Here is a 26331-nt window from a genome sequence, read left to right as displayed (position 1 = left end):
CACCTGTTGGAGGATCCTGACGTGGCGATTCAGGGGAACCGGGTGCTCCACCTGCGCTACCGGGTGCGCCGTTGACGAAGAAGTCCGCCGCGAACCGTGACAGCCGACGCCGATCCGCCCCAGCCCCTCCGGACGGCCATAGGGCGGCGCCTCCATCGAGGCGCCGCCCTATCGTTTTGCCTGGTCGGAAAAGTAGAGGCCGTGGCGGGAATCGAACCCACGTAACTCGATTTGCAGTCGAGCCCCTGAACCACTCGGGCACACGGCCTTGCGTCATCGACGTGACTCGACCATAGGCGCGGCCCCCGGGAGGGGGTCAACGCTTCCCGGGGACCTGCAACAGGACTGCCACACGCCGTTCACGAACCGCCGGGCGACGCGAGGAACTCCTCCACCACCGGGCGGAACAGCCCGGGTTCGTCCACCCACGGGAAGTGCCCGACGGCGTGCAGCGGACGCAGGCGGGCGTGCGGGAAGCAGGCCGCGACGACCTCGCCCGCGCGCATCCCGGTGATGGCGTCACGGTCGCCGGTGAGGACCAGCACCGGGCAGGTCACCTCGCGCAGCCGGGCCAGGACGGCGAGCCGGGCCGGTTCGTCGACGCCCTGCCAGAATCCGGCGCGGGGGACCGGGTGCAACTGGCCGCCCTCGGCGGCGGCGTGGACGCGCTGGGGCTCGTCCCAGTGGCCGTACGCCATCGGCGCGACCTGCAGCAGCAGCGTACGGACCCGGTCGAGGTCGTCGGCGGTCTCCAGCTCGGCGAGGGCGGCGACCGCCTCCGGCCACCAGGACTCGCGCACGCGGCTCTCGAAGATCTCGCGGGCGTCGTCGGGCAGCTCGCCCTGCAGCCGGGAGCCCGGGGTGACCAGCACGAGGTGCGTCAGCCGCTCCGGGTAGGCGGCGGCGTACACCTGCGCGGTCGCGGCGGCCGCGTCGTGCGCGAGCAGCGCGAAGCGCTCCAGGCCCAGGTGCGCGCGGAGCGCCTCCAGGTCCTGGGCGAGCCGAGGGAAGGAGTAGGCGAGCGGGTCGCCGGCCGGCGGGCTGGCGCCGGTGCCCCGGCTGTCCGGGACCACCAGGCGCCGGCCCCGGTCCAGGCCGCCGAGGTCGCCCAGGTAGGCGGCGTCCCGCCCCGGCCCGCCGGCGAGCGCGAGCAGTACGGGCCCCTCGCCCCGGTCCTGGTAGGCGAGCTCGGTTCCGTCGTACGAGGTGTAGTGCGGCATGGCCTACGCCTTCCCGGCCCGGGCCCGCTTCTCCCGGCCCTAGGCCGAAAGGCCGACCCGGGTGCCAGGGGCAACGAGCCGGTTGACCCCTTACCCTGTCGTGGTGACCACCGCAGACACCGAGCCGGTATCCGGCCATGCAGGCATGCCCCTCGCGGGGCCGGACACCGAAGCCGACACCGTCCTGGGCAGCCGCTACCGCGCGCTGACCCTCGCGATGGTCTCCGTCGTTCTGCTCATCGCTTTCGAGGCCACCGCCGTCGGCACCGCCATGCCCATCGCCGCCCGCGAGCTGGACGGGCTGCCGCTGTACGCCTTCGCCTTCTCCGGCTACTTCACCACCTCGCTCTTCGCGATGGTCGTCAGCGGCCAGTGGTGCGACCGCACCGGGCCGCTGGCGCCGCTCGTCACCGGCATCGGCGCCTTCGCGGCCGGCCTGGTCGTCTCCGGCACCGCCCAGTCCATGTGGCCGTTCGTGCTGGGCCGGGCCGTGCAGGGCATCGGCGGCGGGCTCGTCATCGTCGCCCTGTACGTCGTCGTCGGCCTCGCCTACCCCGAACGCCTGCGGCCCGCGGTGATGGCGGCCTTCGCCGCGTCCTGGGTGCTGCCCTCCATCGTCGGCCCGCTCGTGGCCGGCACGGTCACCGAGCAGTTCGGCTGGCGCTGGGTCTTCCTCGCCATCCCCCTGCTCGTCGTGCTCCCGCTCCTCACCGGCCTGCCCGCGCTGCGCCGCGCCTCCCTCCAGCGGCCCCCGGACGACCGCGCGGCCCCCGACGGCCGCCGGCTGCGCCTCGCGCTCGCCGTCTCCGCCGGCGCCGGGCTGCTCCAGTACGCCGGGCAGGACCTGAGGCCGCTGTCGCTGGTTTTCGCCGTGGCGGGCGCCGCGCTCGTCGTCCCGGCCGCGCTGCGGCTGCTGCCCCGCGGCACCTTCCGCGCGGCCCGCGGACTGCCGTCCGTGGTGCTGCTGCGCGGTGTGGCGTCCGGCACGTTCCTCGGCGCCGAGAGCTTCGTCCCGCTCATGCTCGTCACGCAGCGGCACATGTCCCCGACCCTCGCCGGGCTCTCCCTGGCCGGCGGCGGCGTCACCTGGGGCATCGGCTCCTGGATCCAGGGCCGTCCCCGCCTCGAACCCCACCGCGAACGCCTCGTCGTCCTCGGCATGTTCCTCATGGCCGCGGCGATCGCCGGCGCCGCCCTGCCGCTCCTGGACGCCGCCCCCGCCTGGAGCGCCGCCGCCGCGTGGGGCGTGGGCGGCCTCGGCGCGGGCCTGGTCATCTCGTCCCTGAGCGTCATCCTCTTCAAGCTCTCGGCCCCCTCCGAGGCCGGCGCCAACTCCGCCGCCCTCCAGGTCTCCGACGCGCTCTCCAGCGTCGTCCTGGTCGCCGCCGCGGGCACCGTCTTCGCCGCCCTCGGCGGCGCGGCGGGCGCCTTCACGGCCGTCCTCCTCCCCATGTCCGTCCTCGCCCTCGCGGGCGTCGCCGTCGCGGCCCGCCTCCGCCCGAAAACCGGGTGAGACGGGCGCGCCGGGGGGTTACCGTCCCGGTGTGAAAGAGCTGACCCTCGTCTTCACCGACGCCGAGTGGGAGTCCCTGGGCGACCTCGCCGACGCGCACGGCGTGCCCGTCGCGGAGTTCGTGCGCACGGCGGTGCGGGCGTACGAGGCGGCCGAGGCCGCGCGCGTCCTCGCCGCGGGGGAGGCGTACGCCGCCGCCCACGCGGACCTGCTGCGCAGGCTGGGGGAGTGACATGACCGTGCGCCACCTCACGCTCGCCGAGGTCACCGGCCTCGCCCGCCTCGCCTGCGGCGGCCAACCGCCCGCGGTGCGCGAGCCCGGGCTGCTCGCGTCGGCCGTGCACCGGCCGCGGGCGCGGATGTTCGGCGTCGAGGCGTACGGGGACGTGTACGAGCGGGCGGGTGCGCTGCTGCATGCGATCGCGGCGAACCATCCCCTGGTCGACGGGAACAAGCGGACGGCGTGGCTGGCGGCGGCGGTGTTCCTGGGCCTGAACGGGGTCGACCTGCGGTCGGCCGACCAGGACGTGGCGTACGCCCTGGTCGTCTCGGTCGCGGCGGGGGATCTTTCCGCCCCCGCGGCGATCGGGCGCGCCCTGGCGCGGCTCGCCTCCCCTTGACGCGGTCCCTCGCGGCCCGTTGTTGTGTGCGGGTTGTTTGCGCCTGCGGCAGGCATCCCCCGCCCGGGGCACCCCGCCACACCCCCTCCGGTCGTCTAGGCGACTAATGGCCGGACGGGGTTCAGAAGAGCGGTCCGGGGTTGCCGCAGGTGCCTTACTGACCCTCCACCGGGCGTCATGCGCCCACACAGCGGGAGGGGGTGTGGCGGGTGCGCCCATGGGGGTCCCCCCGGCCGAAGGCTGGGGGAGACGAGCGGGGAACCCGGCGCCGAATGACGTGGACCAGCGCCGCGAGCGCTGAGGTGGGGGTCCCCCCGGCCGAAGGCTGGGGGAGTGCGCCGGCGCGGCCCCGACCCAGGCACACGGTGCGCAGGCCCGCACTGACCGCGCCGGGCAATCGGGAGGGAGGGCGGGGGAGAAACCGCAACCGCAACCACCGCGGCGCCGCACACGACAACGGGCCGCAACCACGACCCCCCGCCGCGCGCCAGTAGGCTGTGACGGTTGTCGTACCCGACCCGTCACCGGAGACCGTGACTACCACCGCCCCGCACAGCGCAAGCAGCTCGCACTCGCACCACCTGTCGCCCGCCTTCCCCGGCCGCGCCCCCTGGGGCACGGCCGGCAAGCTGCGCGCCTGGCAGCAAGGTGCCCTGGACCGTTACGTGGCGACGCAGCCGCGTGACTTCCTGGCCGTCGCGACGCCCGGCGCAGGCAAGACGACGTTCGCGCTCACCCTGGCCTCGTACCTGCTCCACAACCACCTCGTGCAGCAGATCACCGTCGTCGCCCCCACCGAGCACCTGAAGAAGCAGTGGGCGGAGGCGGCGGCCCGGATAGGCATCAAGCTCGACCCGGAGTACAGCGCGGGGCCGGTCGGCAAGGAGTACCACGGGGTCGCGGTGACCTACGCGGGCGTCGGCGTGCGCCCGATGCTGCACCGCAACCGCTGTGAGCAGCGCAAGACGCTGGTGATCCTCGACGAGATCCACCACGCGGGCGACAGCCGGTCCTGGGGCGAGGCGTGCCTGGAGGCGTTCGAGCCGGCGGCCAGGCGGCTGGCGCTGACCGGGACGCCGTTCCGGTCGGACACGAACCCGATCCCGTTCGTGACGTACGAGGAGGGCAACGACGGCATCCGCCGGTCCTCCGCCGACTACACCTACGGCTATGGCAACGCGCTCGCCGACCACGTCGTGCGTCCTGTGATCTTCCTCTCCTACAGCGGCAACATGCGCTGGCGCACGAAGGCCGGAGACGAGATCTCCGCACGGCTCGGCGAGCCGATGACCAGGGACGCGATCGGCCAGGCCTGGCGGACCGCGCTGGCGCCGACCGGTGAGTGGATCCCGAACGTGCTGCGCGCCGCCGACCAGCGGCTGACGGAGGTCCGCAAGTCCATCCCGGACGCCGGCGCGCTGGTGATCGCCACCGACCAGGACTCGGCCCGCGCGTACGCCAAGCTGATCCGGGAGATCACCGGGCACAAGGCGACCCTGGTGCTCTCCGACGACGCCGGGGCGTCCTCGCGGATCGAGGAGTTCAGCGCGAGCCAGGACCGCTGGATGGTCGCGGTCCGCATGGTGTCGGAGGGCGTGGACGTCCCGCGGCTGGCCGTCGGGGTCTACGCGACGACCATCTCCACGCCGCTGTTCTTCGCACAGGCGGTGGGCCGTTTCGTGCGGTCCCGCCGCCGCGGTGAGACGGCCTCGGTCTTCCTGCCGACCATCCCCATGCTGCTGGGCTTCGCGGGCGAGATGGAGGTGGAGCGCGACCACGCCCTCGACAAGCCGAAGAAGGAGGGCGAGGAGGACCCGTACGCGGAGTCCGAGAAGGAGCTGGCGGAGGCGGAGAAGCAGCAGGACGAGGACACCGGCGAGCAGGACATGCTGCCCTTCGAGGCGCTGGAGTCCGACGCCGTCTTCGACCGGGTGCTGTACGACGGCGCCGAGTTCGGCATGCAGGCGCACCCGGGCAGCGAGGAGGAGCAGGACTACCTGGGCATTCCGGGCCTCCTCGAGCCGGACCAGGTGGAGTTGCTGCTGCAGAAGCGGCAGGCCCGGCAGATCGCGCACAGCCGGAAGAAGCCGGACAGTGAGGCGGACCTGCTGGAACTGCCCGCCGAGCGGCGGCCGATCGTCACGCACAAGGAGCTGCTGGAGCTGCGGAAGCGGCTGAACACGATGGTCGCCGCGTACAACCACCAGAGCGGCAAGCCGCACGGTGTCATCCACAACGAGCTGCGCCGGGTGTGCGGCGGACCGCCGAGCGCGGAGGCGACGGCGGGGCAGCTCAACGAACGCATCAAGAAGGTCCAGGAGTGGGCGACGCGGATGCGCTGAGCGGCGGCCGTCCGCTCATCCGCGGTGCCCGCGCCGGGTGCTGATGGTACGTCAGTGATGCTGTGAATCTTGCGGTGCGAGAGGTGATTCCGCGGAAGATTTACGTCGTGCGCCCCCGCTACCCCGGTCACGTGACCGGATTGTGGACGAAGTCTTCCGCTGAGCGGTACGCATCGCTACCGTTCCGGTCACGCAACGCGCCGTGGCAGAGCAGCCTCGGGGCGCCAGCCGGTACCGCCAGACCGGTGGCCTCTCCGCGCTCTGCCGCGGGACCGGCAGTGCTCCCGCCGTGAGAGATGAGCCGCCACTCACACGAGAAGGGGGCGTCGTGACCGCGGAGACCTCTCAGACGCTCGATCGGGGCCTGCGGGTCCTGAAGCTGTTGGCTGACACCGATCACGGACTGACCGTCACGGAGCTGGCGGTGAAGCTGGGCGTCAACCGTACGGTGGTCTACCGCCTCCTGGCCACGCTGGAGCAGCACTCCCTGGTCCGCCGCGACCTCGGCGGCCGCGCCCGGGTCGGGCTCGGCGTGCTGCGGCTGGCGCACCAGGTGCACCCGCTGCTGCGCGAGGCCGCGCTCCCCGCCCTGCGCTCCCTCGCCGAGGACATCGGCGCCACCGCCCACCTCACCCTGGTCGACGGTACCGAGGCGCTGGCCGTGGCGGTCGTCGAGCCGAGCTGGACCGACTACCACGTCGCCTACCGCACCGGTTTCCGGCACTCCCTCGACCGCGGCGCCGCGGGCCGGGCGATCCTCGCCGGGCGCAGCGTGCAGCCGTACGAGCCTGATTCACGGTGTTCCGAGGGCCCCGGGTACGTGCTGACGCACGGCGAGCTGGAGGCCGGGGCGAGCGGTGCGGCGGCCCCGCTGGTGGGCGTGCCGGGCATCGAGGGCAGCGTGGGCGTGGTGATGCTCGCCGACGCGATACCCGAACGGGTGGGTCCCCGGGTCGTCGAGGCGGCGCTGGAGGTCGCCGACGCCTTGCGCTAGCGGCCCCGGCGCCCCGGGCCCCGGCACGCCGGGCCGCCGCCGTGAACTACATTCACCCCATGCCTTTCGTCTCCGCCCGGAACCGGATCCTCGCCGTCTGCGCCGCGCTCGTGGCCGCGCTGCTGGCGGTGGCCCTGTTCGCGCCGCTGCCGATCTCGATCGTCGTGCCGGGGCTGACGGCCGACGTCCTCGGCGACGACCAGGGCAAGCCGGTGATCACGATCTCCGGGACCGGGACCCGCGACACCTCGGGGCAGCTGCGGATGACGACCATCGCGGCGACGAACCCGGACGCGGCCGTCCGCTTCGGTGACGTCCTCAAGGCCTGGTTCGCCACGGACCAGGCCGTGATGCCGCGCGACGCGGTCTACCCGACCGGCGGCACCGTCAAGGAGATCGAGCGGCACAACCAGGCGGAGATGACCGAGTCCCAGCAGGACGCCACCGCCGCGGCCCTGCGGCAGCTGCGGCTGTCCCCCTCGGACGTCAAGGTCACCCTCCACCTCGCGGACGTCGGCGGGCCCAGTGCGGGCCTGATGTTCAGCCTGGGCATCATCGACAAGATCGAGGGCAACGGCCGCGGCGGCGACCTCACCGGCGGCCGCAGGATCGCCGGTACGGGGACGATCACCGCCGGCGGCAAGGTGGGTCCGGTCGGCGGCGTCCCGCTCAAGGAGCAGGCCGCCCGGCGTGACGGCGCGACCGTTTTCCTCGTCCCGAAGGCCGAGTGCGCCGACGCCAGGGCCGAACTGCCCAAGGGGCTGCGTCTGGTGCCCGTCACCACCCTGGACGGCGCTATCGACGCCCTGGACGCCCTCGACAGCGGCGGCAAGGTGCCCAGCTGCTAGTGCGAGGTCAGGTGCCCCGCCGGGCGTCCATGTGGCGCCAGGAGGGGAAGACCAGCGGGCACAGCGTCGCGAGGAAGTACGCCCCGCCGGTCAGCAGCAGCGCGCCGGCCAGGCCGATGCCGTCCACCAGGTAGCCCGCGGCGAGGCCGCCCACGGGGGTGGTGAGCAGCACCCCGGCGCCCAGGGTGCCCAGGGCGCGGGTGCGCAGCTCGTCCGGGATGTTCTCGAAGGTCACCGTCGCCAGGATCGGGTTGAGCGCCCCCGCCGCGATGCCGCCGGCCACCATGGTCACCGCCAGGGCACCCCATCCGGGCACCCACGCGGCGACCAGGAACCGGGGCGCGCCGCACAGCAGGAAGCACACCGTGTAGACCGGCCATCGCGGCAGGCGGTGGCCCACCGCGCCGTACAGCAGCGCCCCGGCGAGCGCGCCGGCCCCGAAGAGCCCCGACAGCAGGCCGAGTTGGACGGAGCCGCCGAGCTCCCGGTCGGCGTGCACGGGCAGCAGCACCGAACTCCAGCCCGCGTCGAGGCCGTTGGTGACCATGACCATCAAGGTGATGGCCAGCAGCAGGCGGGTGCGGATCAGGAAGGCGTAGCCCTCGCGCAGTTCGGCCCGGTACGTGCGCAGGGAGACCGGTGCCGTGTCCTTGGCGGGTTCGGCGCCCGGCAGCCCGCGGACGCCGAAGGCGATCAGCAGCGCGGAGACGGCGAAGGTCGCCGCGTCCAGCAGCAGCACCGCCTCCGCGCCCAGGACGGCGATGAGCACACCGCCGGCCGAGGCGCCGAGCATCCGGGCGCCGCGTGAGGCGCCGTCGAAGTAGCCCGCGGCGCGCCCCAGTGGCGTCCCGGCCCGCTCGGCCAGCACGGGCAGCAGGACCTCGCGCGCGGTCTCGCCGGGGCCGTGGAAGAGCCCGCTGACGGCCATCAGCGCGCACAGCTGCCAGAAGCGCAGCACGCCCGCGAAGTGGAGCAGCGGTATCGCCACGACGGCCACCGCGCACACCGCGTCCGACAGGACCGAGGACCTGCGCCGTCCGAAGCGGTCGATGACCGGCCCGCCGACGAGCGCGGAGACCACGACCGGCAGGGTCGCGCAGAAGGCCGCCAGGCCCGCGCGGGCGGCGCTGCCGGTGGTCTGCAGCACGAACCAGGGGACGGCGAGCACGGTGAGCGAATTGCCGCTGATCGACACGACGTTGGCGGCCAGGACCAGCCGCAGCGGCCGAGGATCGGGTGCGGGCACGGGCCCGGTGGCCCGCTCGGTGCCGTCGGATATGCCGGTTCCGGTCTCCATGTGTGTCCCCCGTGGTCGGTGCGGTCAGTCCGCGGTGCGCGGAAAGGTATGCAGGTGGACGCGGACGGGCACGGCGTCCTCGGTGTCCCCTGCGTCCTCGTGGTCCGAGCGGTGCCCGCCTTCCGAGGTGCGGTAGCGCTCCAGCACGGCGTGGAGTTCGTCGCGCAGGGCGCGGGCCCCGGCCGGGGTGAGCCGCAGGGCGAAGTCGCTGAGGTCGAAGCTGCGGCGCCACTCCGCGGGCCAGTCGCCGACGGTGGCGAGCCAGGTCTCCAGCTCCGCGGCGTGGTGCGCGGCGACCTCGCGCCCGAACAGCCCGATGGCGGCGCGCACTTCGGGGTCGGCGTGGCCGAGGAAGCCCCCGGCGTCGAAGTGCGTGCCGCGGTGCGCGGCCCTCCACCAGCGCTCGCGTGCGGTGCCGCGGTCCGGTTCCTCCTCGACGAAGCCGTACGCCGCCAGTTGCCGCAGGTGGTAGCTGGTGGCGCCGCTGGACTCGCCGAGCCGGGCCGCCAGGCCGGAGGCGGTGGCGGGGCCGTGCTCGCGCAGCGCGGCGAGCAGCCGGATGCGCAGCGGGTGCGCGAGGCCGCGCAGGGTGCGCGGGTCGAGGCTGATGACGCCGGGGTCGGTCGCGTCGGCGGTGGGGTCGTCTGGCACGGTCCCACCGTAGAGGTTGCAAAGGCTCCTTTGCAACGCTTTCTTTGCACGCCTCGCCCGACGCGCTCACCCCGCCCGCTCACCCCGCCCTGATGAAGCCCTCCTTCATAAGCCACTCCTTGGCGACCTCGTGCGGGTCCTCGCCCTCCACGTCCACCTTCGCGTTGAGCTCCCGGCCGACGTCGGTGGTCAGCTTCTCCGACAGCGGGTCGAGCAGGGAGCGGATGGCCGGCCAGCGCTCAAGGGCCTCGCTGTTGACGACGGGTGCGGCGTCGTAGTTCGGGAAGAAGCGTTTGTCGTCCTCCATGACCTGCAGGTCCAGGGAGGCGATCCGGCCGTCGGTCGTGTAGACCTCGCCGAGCAGGCAGGAACCGGGCTTGGCGATCTGGGTGTAGATGATCCCGGTGTCCATCTTGCGGATGTTGGCGGAGGGCAGGTCCATGCCGTACGCCTTCTCCATGCCGGGCAGGCCGTCGTCCCGCGAGGCGAACTCGTTCTCCACGCAGAGGGTGACGGCCTTGGGGTCCCTCCGCGACAGGGCTGCCACGTCGGACAGGGTCCGCAGCCCGTACGGGCGGTTCTTGTCCCGGCTGATGGCGAGGGCGTAGGTGTTGTCCAGGGTGGACGGCCGCAGCCAGGTGATGCCGTTGCGCAGGTCGGCGTCGCGGACGGCCCGCCACTGCTCCATGGGGTCGGCGATGGGCTCGTCGTGGCCGAGGTAGGTGATCCAGGCGGTGCCCGTGTACTCGTACATGGCGTCCGCGGCACCGGACTTGACCGCTTCCCGCGCCCCGATGGAGCCCTGGATGTTGGTGCGGTCCAGCACCTCGGCGCCGGCCGCCTTGAAGACCAGGCCGATCATCGAGCCCAGGATGATCTGCTCGCTGAAGCTCTTGGACGTCACCGTCAGCGAGGCGCCCTTGAGCGGGAGCCCCTGTCCCAGGGAGCCGGGGCGCACGTCGTCGACGAGCGGGCTGCCGCTCTTGAGCCCGCAGCCCGGGGCGCAGGTGAGCAGCACCAGGAGGCCCGCGGCCAGGGCCCGGCGGCGCATCAGCCCGTGTCCAGACCGTGCGGCCGCAGCACCTGCTCGGCCAGCGACGCCAGCCAGTCCACCAGCAGGGCCAGCACCACGGTGAGCACCGAACCCAGCACCAGCACCGGCATGCGCTGGGTGACGATCCCGGTCGTGATGATGTCGCCGAGCCCGCCTCCGCCGACGAAGGTGGCGAGCGTGGCGGTGCCCACGTTGAGCACGAGCGCGGTGCGCACGCCGGCCAGGATCAGCGGTACCGCCAGCGGCAGTTCGATCCGGGACAGGGTTCCGGCCGCCGACATCCCGATGCCGCGCGAGGCCTCGATCAGGGTGGGGTCGATGGCCCGCAGCCCCGCCATGGTGTTGGACAGCACCGGCAGCACCGCGTAGACCACCATGCCGATCAGCGCCGTGCGCGGCCCGATGCCCAGCCAGATGACCAGCAGCGCCAGCATCCCGATGGCGGGCGTCGCCTGCCCGATGTTGGCGATCGCCGTGACCACCGGCGCGGCGGGGCGCAGCCGCCGCCGGGTCAGTGCGATGCCGAGCGGGACGGCGATGACCAGCACCCAGAAGGTGGAGATCGCGGTCAGTTTGACGTGCTGCCACAGCCGCACCCTGACGGTGTCGCCGACGAGGGCGTTCTCGGCGATGGAGTCGAGGGTGATGCCGGTGATCCACAGGTAGGTGGCGAGCAGGACGAGGGCGAGCACGACCGGGGTGACCAGCAGTCTCCGCCAGGTCAGCCGCCGGGCCGGCGGTCCGGCCGCGGGCCCGCGGGGCCGGTCGCCGGGGCCCTCGCCGCCCGCGGGTTCCTCCGGACCGGCCGGGCCCTGCCCGGCCCCGGGAGCCGTCGCGGGCCCGCCCGGCCCGCCGGGTCCTCCTGTCCCGTCCGTCCCGCCCGGCGGTGCGCCGGTGGCGGGGCTCATGCCCGCGCCCCCGGTTCGTGGTCGGCGCCCTCCTGCTCGGCCCGGGTCTGCGGGGCGCGCAGCTCCTCCAGTTCGTGACGGTGCTCCAGGGCCGCCAGCCGGTCCTCCTCCAGCAGCTGGTGCACGGAGTTGAGCAGCGTCTCCATGTCCACCACCCCGGTGAACTCGCCGCGCCGGCCGGTCACCGCGACCCGTCCGCTGCTGTCGGTGAGCACCGCCTCCAGGGCGTCGCGCAGGGTCGCGTCCCGGGTCACCGTGTCGCCCACCAGCGTCCCGGCGCGGGCGAGCGAGCCCTTGGCGCGCATCAGGTCGCCGCGCCGCAGCCACTTGTAGGGGCGGCCCCTGCGGTCCAGCAGCAGCAGTTCGTTGGTCGTGGTCACCTCCCGCAGCCGGTCGAAGATCGACTGGAGGGGGTCGTCCAGGCGCACCGTCGGGAAGTCGGCGACGCCCACGTCCCGCACCCGGGTCAGGTTGAGCCGCTTCAGGGCGGCCCCGGCGCCCACGAACCCGGAGACGAAGTCGTCGGCCGGATTGGTCAGGATCGCCTCGGGGGTGTCGAACTGGGCGATGTGCGAGCGTTCCCGCAGCACCGCGATGCGGTCCCCGAGCTTGATCGCCTCGTCGAAGTCATGGGTGACGAAGACGATCGTCTTGTGCAGTTCGTGCTGCAGCCTGATCAGTTCGTCCTGGAGGTGGTCACGGGTGATCGGGTCGACGGCGCCGAAGGGCTCGTCCATCAGCAGCACCGGGGGATCGGCCGCCAGCGCCCGCGCCACCCCGACGCGCTGCTGCTGACCGCCCGACAACTGGCGCGGGTAGCGGCCCCGGAACTCCCTCGGGTCCAGCCCGACCAGGTCCAGCATCTCCTCGACGCGGTCCCGGACCCGCGCCCTGGACCAGCCCACCATCCGGGGGACGAGCCCGATGTTCTCGGCCACCGTCATGTGCGGGAACAGCCCGGAGGACTGGATCGCGTAGCCGATCTTGCGGCGCAGCTTCACCGGGTCCATGTCGGTGACGTCCTCGCCGCCGATGCGGATGCGGCCCGAAGTCGGCTCGATCAGCCGGTTGATCATCTTCAGGGTGGTGGACTTCCCGCACCCGGAGGGACCGACGAAGATCACCGTCTCGCCGGCCCCGATCTCCATGCTCACGCCGTCCACGGCCGGTTCCGCGCTGCCCGGGTACCGCTTGGTCAGCTGCTCCAGCTCGATGATCGCGCCCGACGCCTCAGCCACGGATCCCCCGGGGGACGGTGAGCCGCCCGAGCAGCACGTAGCAGGCGTCGAAGAGCAGCGCCAGGACGACGATGCCGACCGTCCCGGCCAGCACCTGGTTGAGGGCGTTGGCGCCGCCCAGGGAGGCGATCCCGCGGAAGATCTCGTTGCCGAGCCCCGGCCCGGAGGCGTACGCCGCGATCGCCGCGATGCCCATCAGCATCTGCGTCGCCACCCTGATGCCGGTCAGGATCGGCGGCCACGCCAGCGGCAGCTCGACCCGCGCCAGGGCGGCCGTCCGCGACATCCCGATGCCGCGGGCCGCGTCGACCAGCGCAGGGTCGACCCCGCGCAGCCCCACGATCGCGTTGCGGACCACCGGCAGCAGCCCGTACAGCGTCAGGGCCGTCACCGTCGGGGGGACGCCGAGCCCCAGCCAGGGGATCAGCAGGCCGATCAGGGCCAGGGAGGGGATGGTGAGGATCGTCGCGGTGGAGGTGACGGCCAGGGCCGCGGCCCAGTCGCGCCGGTAGGACAGGACCCCGATCGCCACCCCGATCGCGGTCGCCAGCACCATGCACTGGAAGACCAGGCTGGCCTGCTGGTACGCGTCGATCAGCAGCTGCTCGTGACGGCTGGCGAGGTACTCCCAGAAGCTCACCGGGCATCACCCCTGCCGTCCCTCGGCTACGTGTCCGCGTCCTGTGCCGCCTGCTCGACCAGCGGGATGATCCGCAACGGGACCGGGTTCTCCATGACGATCGCCGTGGAGGCCCGCACGATGCCATCAAAGCCCACAACCCGGTCGATCACACGTTGGAGATCGGCGTTCGAGCGGGCCACCAGCCGGCACAGCATGTCCCCCTGCCCGGTCGTGGTGTGCAGCTCCAGGACCTCCGGGACGCCGGCCAAATGCGCCCGCACGTCCGGGCCTTGCCCCTGCTTGATCTCCAGCGTGGCGAAGGCCGTCACCGGGTAGCCCAGCGCGGCCGGGTCGACCTGCGGTCCGAAGCCGCGGATCACCCCATTGGCCTGAAGGCGGTCCAGCCGTGCCTGCACGGTCCCGCGCGCCACTCCCAGGCGCCGCGAGGCCTCCAGCACGCCGATCCGCGGTTCCTCGGCGAGCAGCTTGATCAGCCGTCCGTCCAGCCGGTCGATCCCCATGACACCCCAGTCCCTCCTGTGACGGTGGTCACCGTGCACAGAATGCCGCCTGATTTCCGCCGACCGCTGTACAGGTTGCCCAGTCGTTCTGCAAACTATTGCGCACCTTGAGGTGCCGGGCGAGGCTGCTGCCATGACTGAGACCCTGGATCACACTTCCCCCACCCCCGGCGACGCGGACCCGTTCCCGGTCAAGGGAATGGACGCGGTCGTCTTCGCGGTGGGCAACGCCAAGCAGGCCGCCCACTACTACTCGACCGCGTTCGGCATGAAGCGCGTGGCCTACTCCGGACCGGAGAACGGCAGCCGCGAGACCGCGTCCTACGTCCTGGAGTCCGGCAGCGCCCGCTTCGTCTTCACCTCCGTCGTCAGGGCCGCCACCGACCACGGCCGCTTCCTGGAGGAGCACGTCGCAGCCCACGGCGACGGCGTCGTGGACCTGGCCCTGGAGGTGCCGGACGTCCGCGCCGCCTACGACTACGCCCTCGCCCACGGCGCCACCGGCCTGGAGGAGCCCCACGAGGTCGGCGACGAGTACGGCACCGTGGTGCTGGCCGCCATCGCCACCTACGGCCAGACCCGCCACACCCTGGTCGAGCGCGGCGCCTACAAGGGCCCGTACCTGCCCGGCTACGTCGCCGCCGAGCCGATCGTGGAGCCGCCGGCCAAGCGGTTCTTCCAGGCGATCGACCACTGCGTCGGCAACGTCGAGCTCGGCAAGATGAACGACTGGGTGACCTTCTACAACCGCGTCATGGGCTTCACCAACATGAAGGAGTTCGTCGGTGACGACATCGCCACCGAGTACTCGGCCCTGATGTCCAAGGTCGTCGCGGACGGCACGCTGAAGGTCAAGTTCCCCATCAACGAGCCCGCGATCGCCAAGAAGAAGTCCCAGATCGACGAGTACCTGGAGTTCTACGGCGGCCCGGGCGTCCAGCACATCGCCCTCGCCACGAACGACATCGTCGCCTCGGTCCGCGCCATGCGCGCCGCGGGTGTCGAGTTCCTCGACACGCCCGACTCCTACTACGACACCCTCGGCGAGTGGGTCGGCGACACCCGTGTCCCGATCGACACCCTGCGGGAGTTGAAGATCCTGGCAGACCGGGACGAAGACGGCTACCTGCTGCAGATCTTCACCAAGCCTGTCCAGGATCGCCCGACCGTCTTCTTCGAAATGATCGAGCGGCACGGTTCGATGGGCTTCGGCAAGGGCAACTTCAAGGCGCTCTTCGAAGCGATCGAGCGCGAGCAGGAGCGCCGCGGCAACCTCTGATCGCCACCGCCGCCGACTCCGGCGCCGGACCGTGCCCCCGCGGGGGAGGGCGCGGCCGGCGCCGGTCTCCGTCAGAAGACGATCGTGAGGTGGCGCAAGGCCGTCAGAAACGCGTACGCGCCGAACGCCCACAACGCCAGCGCCCCCAGCACCGCCCCCGTCGCCGCCCACAGCCCCGTGCGCGGCGGCCGCCGCAGCGCCCCGGCGAGGGCACCGATCACCACCCCGGCGGCCGGCAGGCCCGCGGTGAGCAGGGCGGCGTTCTCCAGCGCGACCTTGGCGCGGTGGTTGCCCACCCAGTCCGTGGGGCTCTTGTGCTGCGCCGCGTCCGCCGCGCCCATGACCCACAGCACCACCGGCGGGGCGAGCAGCACGACCGCCCACACGCAGCGCACCACGATCCTCCGCTCGTGGCGTCGCCGCGCCTGCGCCGTGCTCCCCGGGGTCCGTCGTATCCGTCACGGCGGCCATCCTCGCCGCGCCCCCGCCCGCGCCACCATCCGTACGGATACTCAGGAAGCCGTGAACCGCGCGGTGACGTGATCTTCCCCGGGCGGCGGCGCGGTGCGAAGCTGGACGCATGGGCGATCTCATCGACCGGCTGCGCGCCGGACTCCCCGACGAGGCCATCCTCGCCGATCCCGACGTCACCGCCTCGTACGCCAACGACATGGCCAGCTTCTGCCCGGCCGGGGCGCCCGCGGTGGTCGTCCTGCCGCGCACCGTGGAGCAGGTCCAGCACGTCATGCGGACCGCCACGGCGCTGCGGGTGCCCGTCGTGCCGCAGGGGGCCCGCACCGGCCTGTCGGGCGCCGCCAACGCCTCCGACGGCTGCATCGTGCTCTCCCTGACCAGGATGGACCGCATCCTGGAGATCGACCCCGTCGACCGGGTCGCCGTCGTCGAGCCGGGCGTCGTCAACGCCGCCCTCTCCCGCGCCGTCGCCGAGCGGGGCCTGTACTACCCGCCGGACCCCTCCAGCTGGGAGCAGTGCACCATCGGCGGCAACATCGGCACCGGCTCCGGCGGCCTGTGCTGCGTGAAGTACGGGGTCACCGCCGAGTACGTGCTCGGCCTGGAGGTCGTCCTGGCCGACGGACGGCTGCTGCGCACCGGCCGGCGCACCGCCAAGGGCGTCGCCGGCTACGACCTGACCCGGCTGTTCGTCGGCTCCGAGGGCAGCCTCGGCGTCGTCGTGCGGGCCGTGCTGGCACTCAAGCCCGCGCCGCCCGCCCAGTTGGCGCTGGTGGCGGAGTTCGGCTCGGCCGAGGCGGCCTGCGCGGCGGTCTGCGACATCATGACCGGCGGCCACGTGCCCTCGCTGCTGGAGCTGATGGACGGCACGACCGTGCGCGCGGTCAACGACATGACCAGCATGGGGCTGCCCGAGTCGACCGAGGCACTGCTGCTCGCCGCCTTCGACACCCCCGACCCGGCCGCCGACCTGGCCGCGGTGGGGGCGCTGTGCACGGCCGCCGGGGCGACGCAGGTGGTGCCCGCCGAGGACGCGGCGGAGTCCGAAATGCTGCTGCAGGCACGGCGGATGGCACTGCCCGCACTGGAGCGGGTCTCCACGGCCACGATGATCGACGACGTGTGTGTGCCGCGCGGCAGGCTCGCCGCGATGCTCGACGGGGTCGCGGCGATCGCCCGCAAGCACGACCTGACGATCGGCGTGTGCGCGCACGCCGGGGACGGCAACACCCACCCCGTGGTGTGCTTCGACGCCGCCGATCCCGAGGAGTCCGGCCGGGCCCGCGAGTCCTTCGACGAGATCATGGCGCTTGGCCTGGAGCTCGGCGGCACGATCACCGGGGAGCACGGCGTCGGCGTCCTGAAGAAGGAGTGGCTGGCCCGCGAACTCGGCCCGGTCGGCGTGGAGATGCAGCGCGGCGTCAAGGCCGTGTTCGACCCGCTCGGCATCCTCAACCCCGGCAAGGTGTTCTGAGCCCACGGCTCCGGCCCGCGGGCCGCCGCCCTACGCGTCCGGCGGCTCGTCGGCGCCGTGCCAGGGGTCGGGCGTGCGGCGCTCGTCGCGCGCGCCCTCCCCGGCGGCCGGGGCCAGCAGCTCGTCCAGCCGCTCGTCCATGGCCAGGTGGTCCAGCTCCGTCCCCGGCGGCACCGCCCGCAGCGTGCGCTCCAGCCACGCCGCCACCGGGTGCGAGGACGCCTCCAGCAGGGCGGTGCCGTCCGGCGAGCTGAGGGCCATGCAGATCACGCTCCGCCCGTCCGTCTTGGTCGGCCAGATCCGTACGTCACCGTGCCCGCTCGGCCGGAACACCCCCTCGACCAGCAGCTCCCGGGCGAAGGTCCAGTTGACGGGGCAGTCGGAGCCGATGTGGAAGGTGATGTGCACGGCGAAGGGATCCTCCGCCCGGTAGGACAGCTTGGCCGGGACGGCGATGCTGCGCTCGGGCGACAGCACCAGGTGCATCTCCAGTTCCCGTTCGACCACGGTGTGCATCTCGTCGTCCTTTCCTCGGCGCGAAGGCCCCTGGCGGTGCTGCGCGGCGGGTGCTGCGCGGGGCCCGCACCGGGAGAGAGCGCATACGGCATTCACCATTACGCGGGTCCGGGCGATCGGGAAGACTTTTCCCGAACGCCCGGCACGCGTGAGATGGATGCGGTACACACGGAACGTCGCCGTCCGCCCCGCCCTGGGTGCGTCCGGCCGTACGACGGCCCTCCCGTTCCCGCCCCCGCCGCGCCCACGGCTCCGCGGCGCGCACGTCCCCGTCCGTCCGAGGCGGTGTCAGTTCGGAAGCGTATCGGTTCGGTCGACGGGATTTGCCCCGGAATACCGATCCTCGCCCAAGGATCGTTTCTTTCGTCCGCCCGCCGCGTTCTTCGTTAGTGTCGTCCCTTGCACGCCGGGGACGGCGGGCTGGTCCGAGCGTGTCGGTCGTGAGGGGAGTTGTCTCGGATGACCTCCGGTAGCAGCGGCGGGAGTCTGCCCGGTCCCGGGTACTACCCGGACCCGTCCATCCCGGGCTACATCCGGTACTGGAACGGGTCCTCCTGGGTGCCCGGTACGAGCCGCCCCGCCCCGCAGCCCGGGGAGGACCTCGCGCCGCCGTCCGGTGCCGCCGTGGCAGCGGCCGGCCCCGTGCTGGCACCGCCGCCCGCGCCCCCGGTGCCGCAGACCCCGGCGGCGACGCCGTGGACCCCCGCGCTGGAGGAGTCCGGGCCGATGTTCCTGGACGAGGACCCGCTGGCGCCGAGGGCCGAACGCGGACCCGGCACCGGCACCTTCACCGGGCTGCAGGCACAGCCGCAGCCGCAGCCGCAGCCGCAGTCGCGCCCCGCGGAGCAGCCGCGGCAGGAGCCCCGTCCGGATCCCGCCCCGGAGCGGGCGTGGGTCGCCGACCCGGCCCGTCAGGCCCCCGCGCCCCGCGTGTCGTGGGGCACCCCCGAGCGTGCGGAGCAGCCCGCCGCACCCGACCGGGTCCAGGCCCCTTCGCCGGCCCCCCTGCGGACCGCCGCCCCCGCCCCGGCTGCCGCCCCCGCCCCGGCCCCGTCGCCGGCCCCGGCTCCCGCGGCCGCCGCGGGCGCGGCCGGGAGCACGGCGTCCGCGCCGACCGAGAGCGCGGTGCCCGGGCAGCAGCAGCCCGCTCCCGTCCCGTGGGCGCAGCAGGTGCACGACCTGGCCCGTCAGGTCCCGCCGCAGGGCGGGGAGGCCGCCGCCCCCGGGTCATGGCGGCCGGCGGCCGACGACCCGTCGGCCCCCGCGCGGCGGCAGGCGCGCCCCGCGTCGCCGGGGAGGCGCCTGGTGGCCCGGCTGATCGACAGCGCGGTGGTGGGCGCGGTCGTCGCGGCCGCCGCTCTGCCGCTGGGCACGGCGGCGTACGAGCACCTGCGCGACAAGGTGGACGCCGCCCGGCTGACCGGCGAGGAGGTGACGGTCTGGCTGGTCGACGGCACGACGGGGGTGCAACTGGGCATCCTCGCCGCCGTCGCGCTCGTCACCGGAGTGCTGTACGAGGTGCTGCCCACCGCCAAGTGGGGCCGCACCCTGGGCAAGAAGCTGCTCGGCCTGCGCGTGGTGGACGTCGAGAGCCGGTACGAGCCCGGCTTCGGGCAGGCGCTGCTGCGCTGGCTCACCCACACGGTGCTGGACGCGCTCGTGATCGGCCTCCTCGGGCTGGTGTGGTGCCTGTTCGACCGGCCGTGGCGGCAGTGCTGGCACGACAAGGCGGCACGCACCTTCGTGGCCCGCGACAGCTGACACCCGAACGGCCCCCGCCGGAGGCGCGGCCGAATCGTCCGGGTTTCACTCGGGGCATGAGCACCGACCAGCCCGAGGACCCGTTCGCCAAGCCGCCCCGGGAGCCGTCCGGGCCCGCGCAGCCGCCGCCCGGGCAGTCACCGCCGCCTGCGGAGCAGCAGCCGCCGCCCGGGCAGCAGCCTTACCCGCCGCCCCCGTACCAGCCCCCGCCCGGCGGCTCGCCCTACGACCAGCCGCCCCCGGGCTACGGCGGCGACCCCTACGCCAGTGGCCCGTACGGAGCGGGCGAGCCCGATCCCCTGGCCGGGATGCCCCCGCTGGCGCACCGGGGGCGCAGGCTGCTCGCGCGCATCGTCGACGGGCTGATCATCGGCATCCCGGTCTACGGCCTCACCGGGCTGATCTGGGACTACGACTACAACGCCACCGGCGCGGTGTTCTCCCAGGGCGTCATCTACGCCGTGATCTACCTGGCCTACCAGGTGTTCATGCTCACCCGTTCCGGGCAGAGCCTCGGCAAGAAGCTGCTCAAGGTGCGCGTCGGCATGCTCGCCGACGGCACCAATCCGACGGCCCCGGCGGCGCTGAAGCGGGAGTCGGTCTACTCCCTGGTGCCGATCATCCCGTGCTGTGGTGAGATCTTCTGGATCATCGAAGTGCTCTGGTGCACCTGGGACAAGCCGTACCGTCAGTGCCTGCACGACAAAGCGGGGCAAACCGTGGTGGTTTCGGTGGAGTAAGGCACGCTGTGGGGTGATCGTCGCAGGGCCGTGACCATCACCGTCTATGCGCCGTCATGCCCGGCTGATTTACTCACTCCATGAGTTCGAATCAACCGCCCGGCTACGGTTACCCGCAGGGCGGCTCGGGGGGCCAGGACCCGTACGGGCAGAACCCGTACGGACAGCAGCCGCACCCCCAGGGCCAGAACCCTTACGACCAGCAGCCGTTCCCGCAGCAGCAGTCGCCCTACGCCTATCCGCAGCAGGGGCCCGGTTACGGCCAGATGCCGACGGACCCGGCCCTGGCGGGCATGCCCCCGCTGGCCGGCAGCGGCCAGCGCTTCCTCGCCCGGCTCATCGACGGCGGCATCTTCCTCGTCGCGCTCATCATCCTGATGGTCGCCACGAGCACCTCCTTCACGGACACCGGCGCGTTCCTCGGCATCGAGCTGCTCGTCTTCGCGGGCGCGTTCGCGTACGAGGGCCTGATGCTCCAGTCGACGGGTCAGACCATCGGCAAGAAGGTCATGAAGATCCGCGTCGCCAAGCTGGCCGACGGCAGCCCGCCCGGCAGTGCCGCCTGGGGCCGCGCGGCGGTCTACTCCTTCATCGGCATCGTGCCGTGCGTGGGCTCCATCCTGTCGCTGCTCAACGTCCTGTGGCACCTGTGGGACAAGCCGTACCGCCAGTGCTGGCACGACAAGGCGGCCAAGACCGTCGTCGTCCAGGCCTGACACCCGCACTGACGAAGACGACGGCCCCGGAGCGGATGCTCCGGGGCCGTCGGCGTGATCTGCGGGGGTGCGGGTTCAGCGCCGCAGCGAGTGCTCCCCCAGCCGGGGTTCGGCGGCGCCGCGGACGCGGGGTCGTGGCACCGGCTGCTGTACGGCGGGCAGTTCGCGCCTCGTGCGGCGCGTGCCGGCCGGGATCGCCGCCGTCACGGCGACCAGGACACCGAGCGTCAGTCCTGCCGCGGCGATGACCGCCACCGCGACGCCCGATCTCGCCTCGGAGAGCAGCAGCATCGCGAGGGTGGAGAGCACCACGGTCGCGGAACCGTAGGTCAGCTGGGCGGGGGTGGGACGTGGCATGGCTGATCCGTCCTCATATACGACGATTGTGGCGGAGCGTCGGCCAGGGCCGTCTTCCCGGTGGTTCAGACGTGGCACGCCAACCACCGACTCTACGGTGCGAGATGCCCGCACGGAACGCCCGGTAAGCGTGACCTAACCCACGGTGCGGAAGCACGGGGGGCGCACGGGGTCGCATCGCGATCTTCCCCGGGACGCAACGAACCTGCGGCGAAATGGAGTTGCGCAGACCGATGTGTCCGCTATGTGCAACGGATCGGTCGCTCACCGTACTTGTCGGTCATGGCCAAGTCAAGATCTGTCTTTTCATCCGTCACTCCGGTGCAATGGCTTCACCCTAGGGAGGTCAATACATCGTGATAAGCCAACGACGGACCATCAGATCCGCCGCTCTGGCCGTGGCGATCGCCGCAATAGGCGCCACCGCCTTCCCCGTCGCGGCAGCCCAGGCCGACCCGCAGGCCGGTCGCGTCGTGCGGCACGACCCGGCGAAGGCGGAGCGCGTCGAGCACGATCTGAAGGGCCCGCTGAGCGAGCGCCAGTCCGCCCAGCGCCAGCAGGCGATCGAGCAGGTCATCTCGGGCAAGTCCAAGGTCGAGGACCGCGGTGCCTCGGACGTGGTCAAGCTCGGCAAGAACAAGTACGTCGAACTCGGGCGCGAGAAGACCGACAAGATCTTCGTGATCCTCGCCGAGTTCGGGACCAAGACCGACCCGCAGTACGGCGGTACGGCCGGTCCCGCGCACAACCAGATAGCCAAGCCCGACCGCCGCAAGGACAACAGCACGGCGTGGCAGGCGGACTACAACAAGCAGCACTTCCAGGACCTGTACTTCTCCAAGGCCTCCGGCAAGGAGTCGATGGCGAAGTACTACGAGAAGCAGTCCTCCGGCCGCTACTCGGTCGCCGGCGAGGTCGCCGACTGGGTCAAGGTCGACTGGAACGAGGCCCGGTACGGCAGCAACAAGTGCGACACCTGCACCTGGAACCTCGTCGCGGACGCGGTGAACAAGTGGGTCGACGCGCGCAAGGCCGCCGGTGACTCCGCCGCCACGATCAAGGCGAAGCTGGCCGAGTACGACCAGTGGGACCGCTACGACTACGACGGCGACGGCAATTTCAACGAGTCCGACGGCTACATCGACCACTTCCAGATCGTGCACGCCGGTGAGGACGAGTCCGCCGGCGGCGGCGCCCAGGGCGAGGACGCGATCTGGGCCCACCGCTGGTACGCGTTCGGCACGGACGCCGGCGCCACCGGCCCGGCGGGCAACCTGCTCGGTGGCACCCAGATCGGCGACACCGGCGTCTGGGTCGGCGACTACACCGTCCAGCCGGAGAACGGCGGCCTCGGGGTCTTCGCCCACGAGTTCGGTCACGACCTCGGTCTGCCGGACCACTACGACACCACCAACACCGCCGAGAACTCCACCGGCTTCTGGACGCTGATGTCGTCCGGTTCCTGGCTCGGCACCGGCAAGGACACCATCGGCGACCTGCCCGGCGACATGACCGCCTGGGACAAGCTGCAGCTGGGCTGGCTGAACTACAGCACCGCCAAGGCCGGCAAGGTCGGGATCAGCACCCTCGGCGTCGCGGAGTACAACACCGCGAGGAAGCAGGGCCTGGTCGTCACGCTGCCGAAGAAGACCGTGACCACCGAGCTGGCGACCCCGGCCGAGGGCGCGAAGCAGTGGTGGAGCGGCAGCGGTGACAACCTGAGCAACACCCTCACCCGTGACGTCGACCTCACGGGCAAGACCTCGGCGAGCCTGTCCCTCAAGGGCTGGTACGACATCGAGGAGAACTACGACTACCTCTACACCGAGGTGTCCACCGACGGCGGCGCCAACTGGACCGCGATCGACGGCACCATCGGCGGCGCCCCGCTCCCGCGCGACGCCAGCGACAAGCCGGCCCTGACCGGCACCGCGGCCTCCTACCAGGACATGGTGCTCCCGCTGGACGCCTACGCGGGCACGTCGGTCAAGCTCCGCTTCCGCTACCAGTCCGACGGTGGCGTGGCCCAGAAGGGCTTCCTCGCCGACGCGATCACCCTGACCGCCGACGGGGCGACCCTGCTCAGCGACGGCGCCGAAGCCGGTGACAACGGCTGGACCGCGAACGGCTTCACGGTCAAGGGCTCCACGTTCTCCGAGGACTACGCGCAGTACTACATCGCGGAGAACCGGCAGTACGTCTCGTACGACACGACCCTGAAGGTCGGCCCCTACAACTTCGGCTGGGGTACCACCAAGGAGAACTGGGTCGAGCACTACGCGTACCAGAACGGCCTGCTGATCTGGCTGTGGGACACCTCGATGAACGACAACAACGTCAGCGCGCACCCGGGCGCCGGTCGGATCCTGCCGATCGACGCCCACCCCAAGGCGCTGAAGTGGAGCGACGGCACGCTGCAGCGCAACCGCGTGCAGTCCTACGACTCCACGTTCACCAAGGCCCGCACCGACGCCATCACCCTGCACAAGAACGGCGTCGCCACCAAGCTCCCGAGCCTGCCCGGCAACACGGTCTTCGACGACAAGAACTCCTACTGGTCCTCGGAGAACCCCACGGGCAGCGTGAAGGTGGCCCCGAGCAACACCAGCATCACGATCCTCCACGAGGCCCGGGACGGCAGCACCATCACCGTCCGGGTGGGTCCCTCCAAGAAGTGATCACGCTCCGCACGAAGTGACCTGATCGGCCCCCGTCCCCTGGTGGACGGGGGCCGATCTGCCGATCATGTGCTTATGGCCAGCGGCGGTTTCACCAGGCTTCCGAGCGGCGACGTCGTCGTGGCCCTCCGGTTGCCCTCGCCCGGCGGGGCCCCGGACGAGTACATCAGGGTCCTCGTCGTCTCGGCCAACCGCCAGCGCGCACTGACCCGCCTGCGGAACCTGGGCTTCCGGACCGTCCGTCTCGTCGGCAACATGGAGCCCCCCACGTCCGACGAGATCAACGCCGTCCTCCACCACCCCGACGGCCTCGTCTGGCGCCGCATCCCCTCGGCCCCCGCCGCCCCCTGGCAGTCCATCGCGGCGCTGCTGGGCCCGACGGTGCGCCGCTGAACCCGGGGTGCGGCCCCGGGGGCCGTCCTCCCGCCACCGGCCGTCAGGCCTGTCCGCGGACGACCGGCTTTCCGGACAGTTCGGCGCCGGCGGCGCGCAGCTCGTCCAGCGCCGACTCGGTCGTCCTCGCCATGACGCCCGCCGTCAGGTCGAGCAGCACCCGGGTGCGGAACCCCTCCCGCACGGCGTCCAGTGCGGTCGCCCGCACGCAGTGGTCGGTGGCGATGCCGACCACGTCGACCTCCGCCACCCCGCGCTCGCGCAGCCACCGGGCCAGCCCGGTGCCGTTCTCGTCGGCACCCTCGAAGCCGCTGTAAGCACCCGCGTACGCGCCCTTGTCGAAGACCGCCTCCACCGCGCCCGAGGCGACCGCCGGAGCGAAGTTGGGGTGGAAGCCGACGCCCTCGGTGCCGGCGGCGCAGTGCACCGGCCAGGTGTGGACGTAGTCGGGGTGGTCGGAGAAGTGGTCGCCGGGGGAGACGTGGTGGTCGCGGGTGGCCACGACGTGCCGGTAGCCGGCCGTGGCGTCCCCGATGAGGTCGGTGATGGCGGCGGCGACCTCGGAGCCGCCGGCGACCGCCAGGCTGCCGCCCTCGCAGAAGTCGTTCTGCACGTCCACGACGATCAGTGCGCGGTGCATGGTGGTCGGTCCCTTCCGGTCGCTGTCGCTTCGACTGTAGTGATCGGCGGCCCTGCCGCGGCAGGGTGCCCCGGCCGATCAGTGGGTGATGTACTCGGTGTGCAGCGCCGGCTCGCCGCGCGACAGCTGGGTCGCGGACAGCGGCAGGGCGGCGCGCGCCTCGATGTGGCGGGTGCGGGCCGCGTCCAGCGGCTCCCGGTGCACGGTCTCGCCGCCCAGCACCAGCGGCACCAGCAACTGCCGGTCCGCCAGCGGTCCCGGGACCGGTCCGGTGCCGATCACCTCGGCCTCGGCGACCCCGTCGGCGTCCAGCCGCCGGGCCGCCCACTTGCGTCCGCCGATGCTGGTCTTGCCGCCCATGGACTTCTTGGCGACGGGCACCAGGGGCGCGCCCGGGTCGTCGGAGGTGGCCCGGGCGACCAGCTTGTAGACCATCGAGCAGGTCGGCTGCCCGCTGCCGGTCACCAGGGAGGTGCCGACCCCGTACGCGTCGACCGGCGCCGCGGCCAGCGAGGCGATCGCGTACTCGTCCAGGTCCGAGGTCACCACGATCCGGGTGTTCTTCGCCCCCAGGTCGTCCAGCTGCTGCCGCACCCGGTGGGCGAGCAGCAGCAGGTCCCCGGAGTCGATGCGCACCGCGCCGAGCTCGGGCCCGGCGATCTCCACGGCGGCCCGGACGGCCGTCGCCACGTCGAAGGTGTCCACCAGCAAGGTGGTGCCCCGGCCGAGCGACTCGACCTGGGCGGTGAAGGCGTCCCGCTCGTCGTCGTGGAGCAGGGTGAAGGCGTGCGCGCTGGTGCCGATGGTCGGCAGGCCGTAGCGGAACCCTGCGGCGAGGTTGCTGGAGGAGGCGAAGCCGCCGACGTAGGCGGCGCGGGAGGCCGCCACCGCCGCCAGTTCGTGGGTGCGGCGGGCACCCATCTCCATCAGCGGGCGGCCCCCGGCGGCCACGGCCATCCGGGAGGCGGCGGCCGCGATCGCGGAGTCGTGGTTGAGGATCGACAGCACCACCGTCTCCAGCAGAACCGCCTCGGCGAAGGTGCCCTCGATCCGCATGACCGGCGAGCCGGGGAAGTACACCTCGCCCTCGGGGTAGCCGAGGACGTCGCCGCGGAAGCGGTAGCCGGCCAGCCATTCCAGGGTGGGCGCGTCCACGACGCGCTCCCGTTCCAGGAAGGCCAGGATGCGGTCGTCGAAGCGGAAGTTCTCCACGGCGTCCAGTACCCGTCCGGTGCCGCACACCACCCCGTACCGGCGCCCCTCGGGCAGCCGGCGGGTGAACACCTCGAACACCGAACGACGGTGGGCGGCGCCGCTGCGCAGCGCGGCCTGCAGCATGGTCAGCTCGTACCGGTCGGTGAACAGCGCGGTGGAGGGGACGGTGACGGGCAGCCCCAGGTCTGCAGTGCTCATGTCCGAGGATGCTACCCCCAACTCTCGTCAGAGTGACGATTTCTCGGAGGGCCGGTTTCCCT

At 72.5% G+C, this 26331-nt stretch carries 26 protein-coding genes and 1 tRNA gene; 13 read left to right on the top strand and 14 right to left on the bottom strand.

The annotated features are described in order from the left end of the window. Positions 1-196: 196 nt before the first annotated feature. Positions 197-268, bottom strand: a tRNA-Cys gene (locus ABZ312_RS25075). Positions 269-359: 91 nt separating this feature from the next. Next, complete coding sequence (locus ABZ312_RS25070) at positions 360-1220, bottom strand: alpha/beta fold hydrolase (RefSeq protein ID WP_500330070.1); 861 nt, start codon at positions 1218-1220, stop codon at positions 360-362. A gap of 145 nt (positions 1221-1365) precedes the next feature. Between ABZ312_RS25070 and ABZ312_RS25065 the strand changes: the two genes are divergently transcribed. The 6 genes from ABZ312_RS25065 to ABZ312_RS25040 all read left to right on the top strand — a co-directional run bounded on the left by ABZ312_RS25065 (position 1366) and on the right by ABZ312_RS25040 (position 7537). Beyond that, on the top strand, positions 1366-2733 hold the full coding sequence (locus ABZ312_RS25065; protein ID WP_500438839.1) for an MFS transporter: 1368 nt from the start codon (positions 1366-1368) through the stop codon (positions 2731-2733). A 31-nt stretch (positions 2734-2764) separates the two neighbouring features. Then, positions 2765-2965, top strand: a complete 201-nt coding sequence (locus ABZ312_RS25060; protein ID WP_500330068.1) for a hypothetical protein — start codon at positions 2765-2767, stop codon at positions 2963-2965. Position 2966: 1 nt separating this feature from the next. Continuing rightward, positions 2967-3353, top strand: a complete 387-nt coding sequence (locus tag ABZ312_RS25055; protein ID WP_500438836.1) for a type II toxin-antitoxin system death-on-curing family toxin — start codon at positions 2967-2969, stop codon at positions 3351-3353. 533 nt (positions 3354-3886) lie between these two features. Continuing rightward, entirely contained in the window at positions 3887-5695 is a 1809-nt protein-coding gene (locus tag ABZ312_RS25050; protein ID WP_500330064.1) for a DEAD/DEAH box helicase, read from the top strand. A gap of 328 nt (positions 5696-6023) precedes the next feature. Then, a complete protein-coding gene (locus ABZ312_RS25045) occupies positions 6024-6689 on the top strand; it encodes an IclR family transcriptional regulator (RefSeq protein ID WP_500330063.1) in 666 nt (221 codons plus the stop codon). 59 nt (positions 6690-6748) lie between these two features. Beyond that, positions 6749-7537, top strand: a complete 789-nt coding sequence (locus ABZ312_RS25040; RefSeq protein ID WP_500330061.1) for a S16 family serine protease — start codon at positions 6749-6751, stop codon at positions 7535-7537. A gap of 7 nt (positions 7538-7544) precedes the next feature. Here the strand turns inward: ABZ312_RS25040 and ABZ312_RS25035 are convergent, their stop codons facing one another. From ABZ312_RS25035 to ABZ312_RS25005, 7 genes are all read right to left on the bottom strand, one after another. Continuing rightward, positions 7545-8834 (bottom strand): MFS transporter, encoded by a 1290-nt coding sequence (locus ABZ312_RS25035; protein ID WP_500330059.1) that lies wholly within the window; start codon positions 8832-8834, stop codon positions 7545-7547. A 24-nt stretch (positions 8835-8858) separates the two neighbouring features. Continuing rightward, positions 8859-9485 (bottom strand): ArsR/SmtB family transcription factor, encoded by a 627-nt coding sequence (locus ABZ312_RS25030; protein WP_500330057.1) that lies wholly within the window; start codon positions 9483-9485, stop codon positions 8859-8861. Between the two features lie 79 nt (positions 9486-9564). Further along, positions 9565-10536: a glycine betaine ABC transporter substrate-binding protein gene (locus tag ABZ312_RS25025; RefSeq protein WP_500330055.1), complete on the bottom strand. Its 972-nt coding sequence runs from the start codon at positions 10534-10536 to the stop codon at positions 9565-9567. Beyond that, positions 10536-11447 (bottom strand): ABC transporter permease, encoded by a 912-nt coding sequence (locus ABZ312_RS25020; protein WP_500359521.1) that lies wholly within the window; start codon positions 11445-11447, stop codon positions 10536-10538. The genes ABZ312_RS25025 and ABZ312_RS25020 overlap by 1 nt, the downstream gene beginning before the upstream one ends. Continuing rightward, entirely contained in the window at positions 11444-12685 is a 1242-nt protein-coding gene (locus ABZ312_RS25015) for a betaine/proline/choline family ABC transporter ATP-binding protein (RefSeq protein WP_500438835.1), read from the bottom strand. Before ABZ312_RS25015 ends, ABZ312_RS25020 begins: the two co-directional genes overlap by 4 nt. Further along, positions 12678-13325, bottom strand: coding sequence for an ABC transporter permease (locus tag ABZ312_RS25010; RefSeq protein ID WP_499512097.1), 648 nt, complete (start codon positions 13323-13325; stop codon positions 12678-12680). The genes ABZ312_RS25015 and ABZ312_RS25010 overlap by 8 nt, the downstream gene beginning before the upstream one ends. 26 nt (positions 13326-13351) lie before the next feature. After that, the gene (locus ABZ312_RS25005; protein ID WP_499512096.1) at positions 13352-13828 is read right to left on the bottom strand and encodes an Lrp/AsnC family transcriptional regulator; all 477 of its coding nucleotides are present in this window, start codon (positions 13826-13828) and stop codon (positions 13352-13354) included. 133 nt (positions 13829-13961) lie between these two features. On the opposite strand from ABZ312_RS25005, the gene hppD reads away from it, so the two are divergent. Next, positions 13962-15107: a 4-hydroxyphenylpyruvate dioxygenase gene (gene hppD / locus ABZ312_RS25000; RefSeq protein WP_500330049.1), complete on the top strand. Its 1146-nt coding sequence runs from the start codon at positions 13962-13964 to the stop codon at positions 15105-15107. A 71-nt stretch (positions 15108-15178) separates the two neighbouring features. Here the strand turns inward: hppD and ABZ312_RS24995 are convergent, their stop codons facing one another. Beyond that, positions 15179-15505: a hypothetical protein gene (locus tag ABZ312_RS24995; RefSeq protein WP_500438834.1), complete on the bottom strand. Its 327-nt coding sequence runs from the start codon at positions 15503-15505 to the stop codon at positions 15179-15181. 182 nt (positions 15506-15687) lie between these two features. On the opposite strand from ABZ312_RS24995, the gene ABZ312_RS24990 reads away from it, so the two are divergent. Further along, a complete protein-coding gene (locus ABZ312_RS24990; protein ID WP_500330047.1) occupies positions 15688-17055 on the top strand; it encodes an FAD-binding oxidoreductase in 1368 nt (455 codons plus the stop codon). 30 nt (positions 17056-17085) lie between these two features. Here ABZ312_RS24990 and ABZ312_RS24985 read toward each other — a convergent pair whose 3' ends face one another. After that, the gene (locus tag ABZ312_RS24985) at positions 17086-17571 is read right to left on the bottom strand and encodes an SsgA family sporulation/cell division regulator (protein WP_500330046.1); all 486 of its coding nucleotides are present in this window, start codon (positions 17569-17571) and stop codon (positions 17086-17088) included. 459 nt (positions 17572-18030) lie between these two features. On the opposite strand from ABZ312_RS24985, the gene ABZ312_RS24980 reads away from it, so the two are divergent. The 3 genes from ABZ312_RS24980 to ABZ312_RS24970 all read left to right on the top strand — a co-directional run bounded on the left by ABZ312_RS24980 (position 18031) and on the right by ABZ312_RS24970 (position 20788). Continuing rightward, positions 18031-19332: an RDD family protein gene (locus ABZ312_RS24980; RefSeq protein WP_500438833.1), complete on the top strand. Its 1302-nt coding sequence runs from the start codon at positions 18031-18033 to the stop codon at positions 19330-19332. A gap of 56 nt (positions 19333-19388) precedes the next feature. After that, positions 19389-20072, top strand: coding sequence for an RDD family protein (locus ABZ312_RS24975; protein WP_500331276.1), 684 nt, complete (start codon positions 19389-19391; stop codon positions 20070-20072). Between the two features lie 80 nt (positions 20073-20152). Beyond that, positions 20153-20788 (top strand): RDD family protein, encoded by a 636-nt coding sequence (locus ABZ312_RS24970; RefSeq protein WP_499512090.1) that lies wholly within the window; start codon positions 20153-20155, stop codon positions 20786-20788. 75 nt (positions 20789-20863) lie between these two features. On the opposite strand, the gene ABZ312_RS24965 is transcribed toward ABZ312_RS24970, so the two are convergent. After that, entirely contained in the window at positions 20864-21145 is a 282-nt protein-coding gene (locus ABZ312_RS24965) for a hypothetical protein (RefSeq protein ID WP_499512089.1), read from the bottom strand. Positions 21146-21501: 356 nt separating this feature from the next. Between ABZ312_RS24965 and ABZ312_RS24960 the strand changes: the two genes are divergently transcribed. After that, complete coding sequence (locus ABZ312_RS24960; protein WP_500331278.1) at positions 21502-23823, top strand: immune inhibitor A domain-containing protein; 2322 nt, start codon at positions 21502-21504, stop codon at positions 23821-23823. A gap of 75 nt (positions 23824-23898) precedes the next feature. Beyond that, positions 23899-24216: a hypothetical protein gene (locus ABZ312_RS24955; protein ID WP_499512087.1), complete on the top strand. Its 318-nt coding sequence runs from the start codon at positions 23899-23901 to the stop codon at positions 24214-24216. Positions 24217-24259: 43 nt separating this feature from the next. On the opposite strand, the gene ABZ312_RS24950 is transcribed toward ABZ312_RS24955, so the two are convergent. Together ABZ312_RS24950 and ABZ312_RS24945 are read right to left on the bottom strand one after the other, a co-directional pair. Beyond that, positions 24260-24856, bottom strand: a complete 597-nt coding sequence (locus ABZ312_RS24950; protein ID WP_500331281.1) for an isochorismatase family protein — start codon at positions 24854-24856, stop codon at positions 24260-24262. Positions 24857-24934: 78 nt separating this feature from the next. Further along, on the bottom strand, positions 24935-26269 hold the full coding sequence (locus tag ABZ312_RS24945) for a nicotinate phosphoribosyltransferase (protein ID WP_500438832.1): 1335 nt from the start codon (positions 26267-26269) through the stop codon (positions 24935-24937). Positions 26270-26331 lie beyond the last annotated feature (62 nt).

The organism is Streptomyces sp. NPDC006207, assembly GCF_040613835.1.
Lineage (GTDB): Bacteria > Actinomycetota > Actinomycetes > Streptomycetales > Streptomycetaceae > Actinacidiphila.
This window is presented reverse-complemented; position numbering and strand designations above follow the sequence as displayed.

What these genes read in the sequence shown, in the direction of transcription:
- ABZ312_RS25005 (WP_499512096.1), bottom strand. Translation starts at nt 13,828, where the DNA reads ATGGGGATCGACCGGCTGGACGGACGGCTGATCAAGCTGCTCGCCGAG.
- ABZ312_RS25055 (WP_500438836.1), top strand. Translation starts at nt 2,967, where the DNA reads ATGACCGTGCGCCACCTCACGCTCGCCGAGGTCACCGGCCTCGCCCGC.
- ABZ312_RS25025 (WP_500330055.1), bottom strand. Translation starts at nt 10,536, where the DNA reads ATGCGCCGCCGGGCCCTGGCCGCGGGCCTCCTGGTGCTGCTCACCTGC.
- ABZ312_RS24950 (WP_500331281.1), bottom strand. Translation starts at nt 24,856, where the DNA reads ATGCACCGCGCACTGATCGTCGTGGACGTGCAGAACGACTTCTGCGAG.
- ABZ312_RS24980 (WP_500438833.1), top strand. Translation starts at nt 18,031, where the DNA reads ATGACCTCCGGTAGCAGCGGCGGGAGTCTGCCCGGTCCCGGGTACTAC.
- ABZ312_RS24945 (WP_500438832.1), bottom strand. Translation starts at nt 26,269, where the DNA reads ATGAGCACTGCAGACCTGGGGCTGCCCGTCACCGTCCCCTCCACCGCG.
- hppD (WP_500330049.1), top strand. Translation starts at nt 13,962, where the DNA reads ATGACTGAGACCCTGGATCACACTTCCCCCACCCCCGGCGACGCGGAC.
- ABZ312_RS24985 (WP_500330046.1), bottom strand. Translation starts at nt 17,571, where the DNA reads ATGCACACCGTGGTCGAACGGGAACTGGAGATGCACCTGGTGCTGTCG.
- ABZ312_RS25040 (WP_500330061.1), top strand. Translation starts at nt 6,749, where the DNA reads ATGCCTTTCGTCTCCGCCCGGAACCGGATCCTCGCCGTCTGCGCCGCG.
- ABZ312_RS24975 (WP_500331276.1), top strand. Translation starts at nt 19,389, where the DNA reads ATGAGCACCGACCAGCCCGAGGACCCGTTCGCCAAGCCGCCCCGGGAG.
- ABZ312_RS24990 (WP_500330047.1), top strand. Translation starts at nt 15,688, where the DNA reads ATGGGCGATCTCATCGACCGGCTGCGCGCCGGACTCCCCGACGAGGCC.
- ABZ312_RS24970 (WP_499512090.1), top strand. Translation starts at nt 20,153, where the DNA reads ATGAGTTCGAATCAACCGCCCGGCTACGGTTACCCGCAGGGCGGCTCG.
- ABZ312_RS25070 (WP_500330070.1), bottom strand. Translation starts at nt 1,220, where the DNA reads ATGCCGCACTACACCTCGTACGACGGAACCGAGCTCGCCTACCAGGAC.
- ABZ312_RS25020 (WP_500359521.1), bottom strand. Translation starts at nt 11,447, where the DNA reads ATGAGCCCCGCCACCGGCGCACCGCCGGGCGGGACGGACGGGACAGGA.
- ABZ312_RS25035 (WP_500330059.1), bottom strand. Translation starts at nt 8,834, where the DNA reads ATGGAGACCGGAACCGGCATATCCGACGGCACCGAGCGGGCCACCGGG.
- ABZ312_RS24955 (WP_499512087.1), top strand. Translation starts at nt 23,899, where the DNA reads ATGGCCAGCGGCGGTTTCACCAGGCTTCCGAGCGGCGACGTCGTCGTG.
- ABZ312_RS24965 (WP_499512089.1), bottom strand. Translation starts at nt 21,145, where the DNA reads ATGCCACGTCCCACCCCCGCCCAGCTGACCTACGGTTCCGCGACCGTG.
- ABZ312_RS25065 (WP_500438839.1), top strand. Translation starts at nt 1,366, where the DNA reads ATGCCCCTCGCGGGGCCGGACACCGAAGCCGACACCGTCCTGGGCAGC.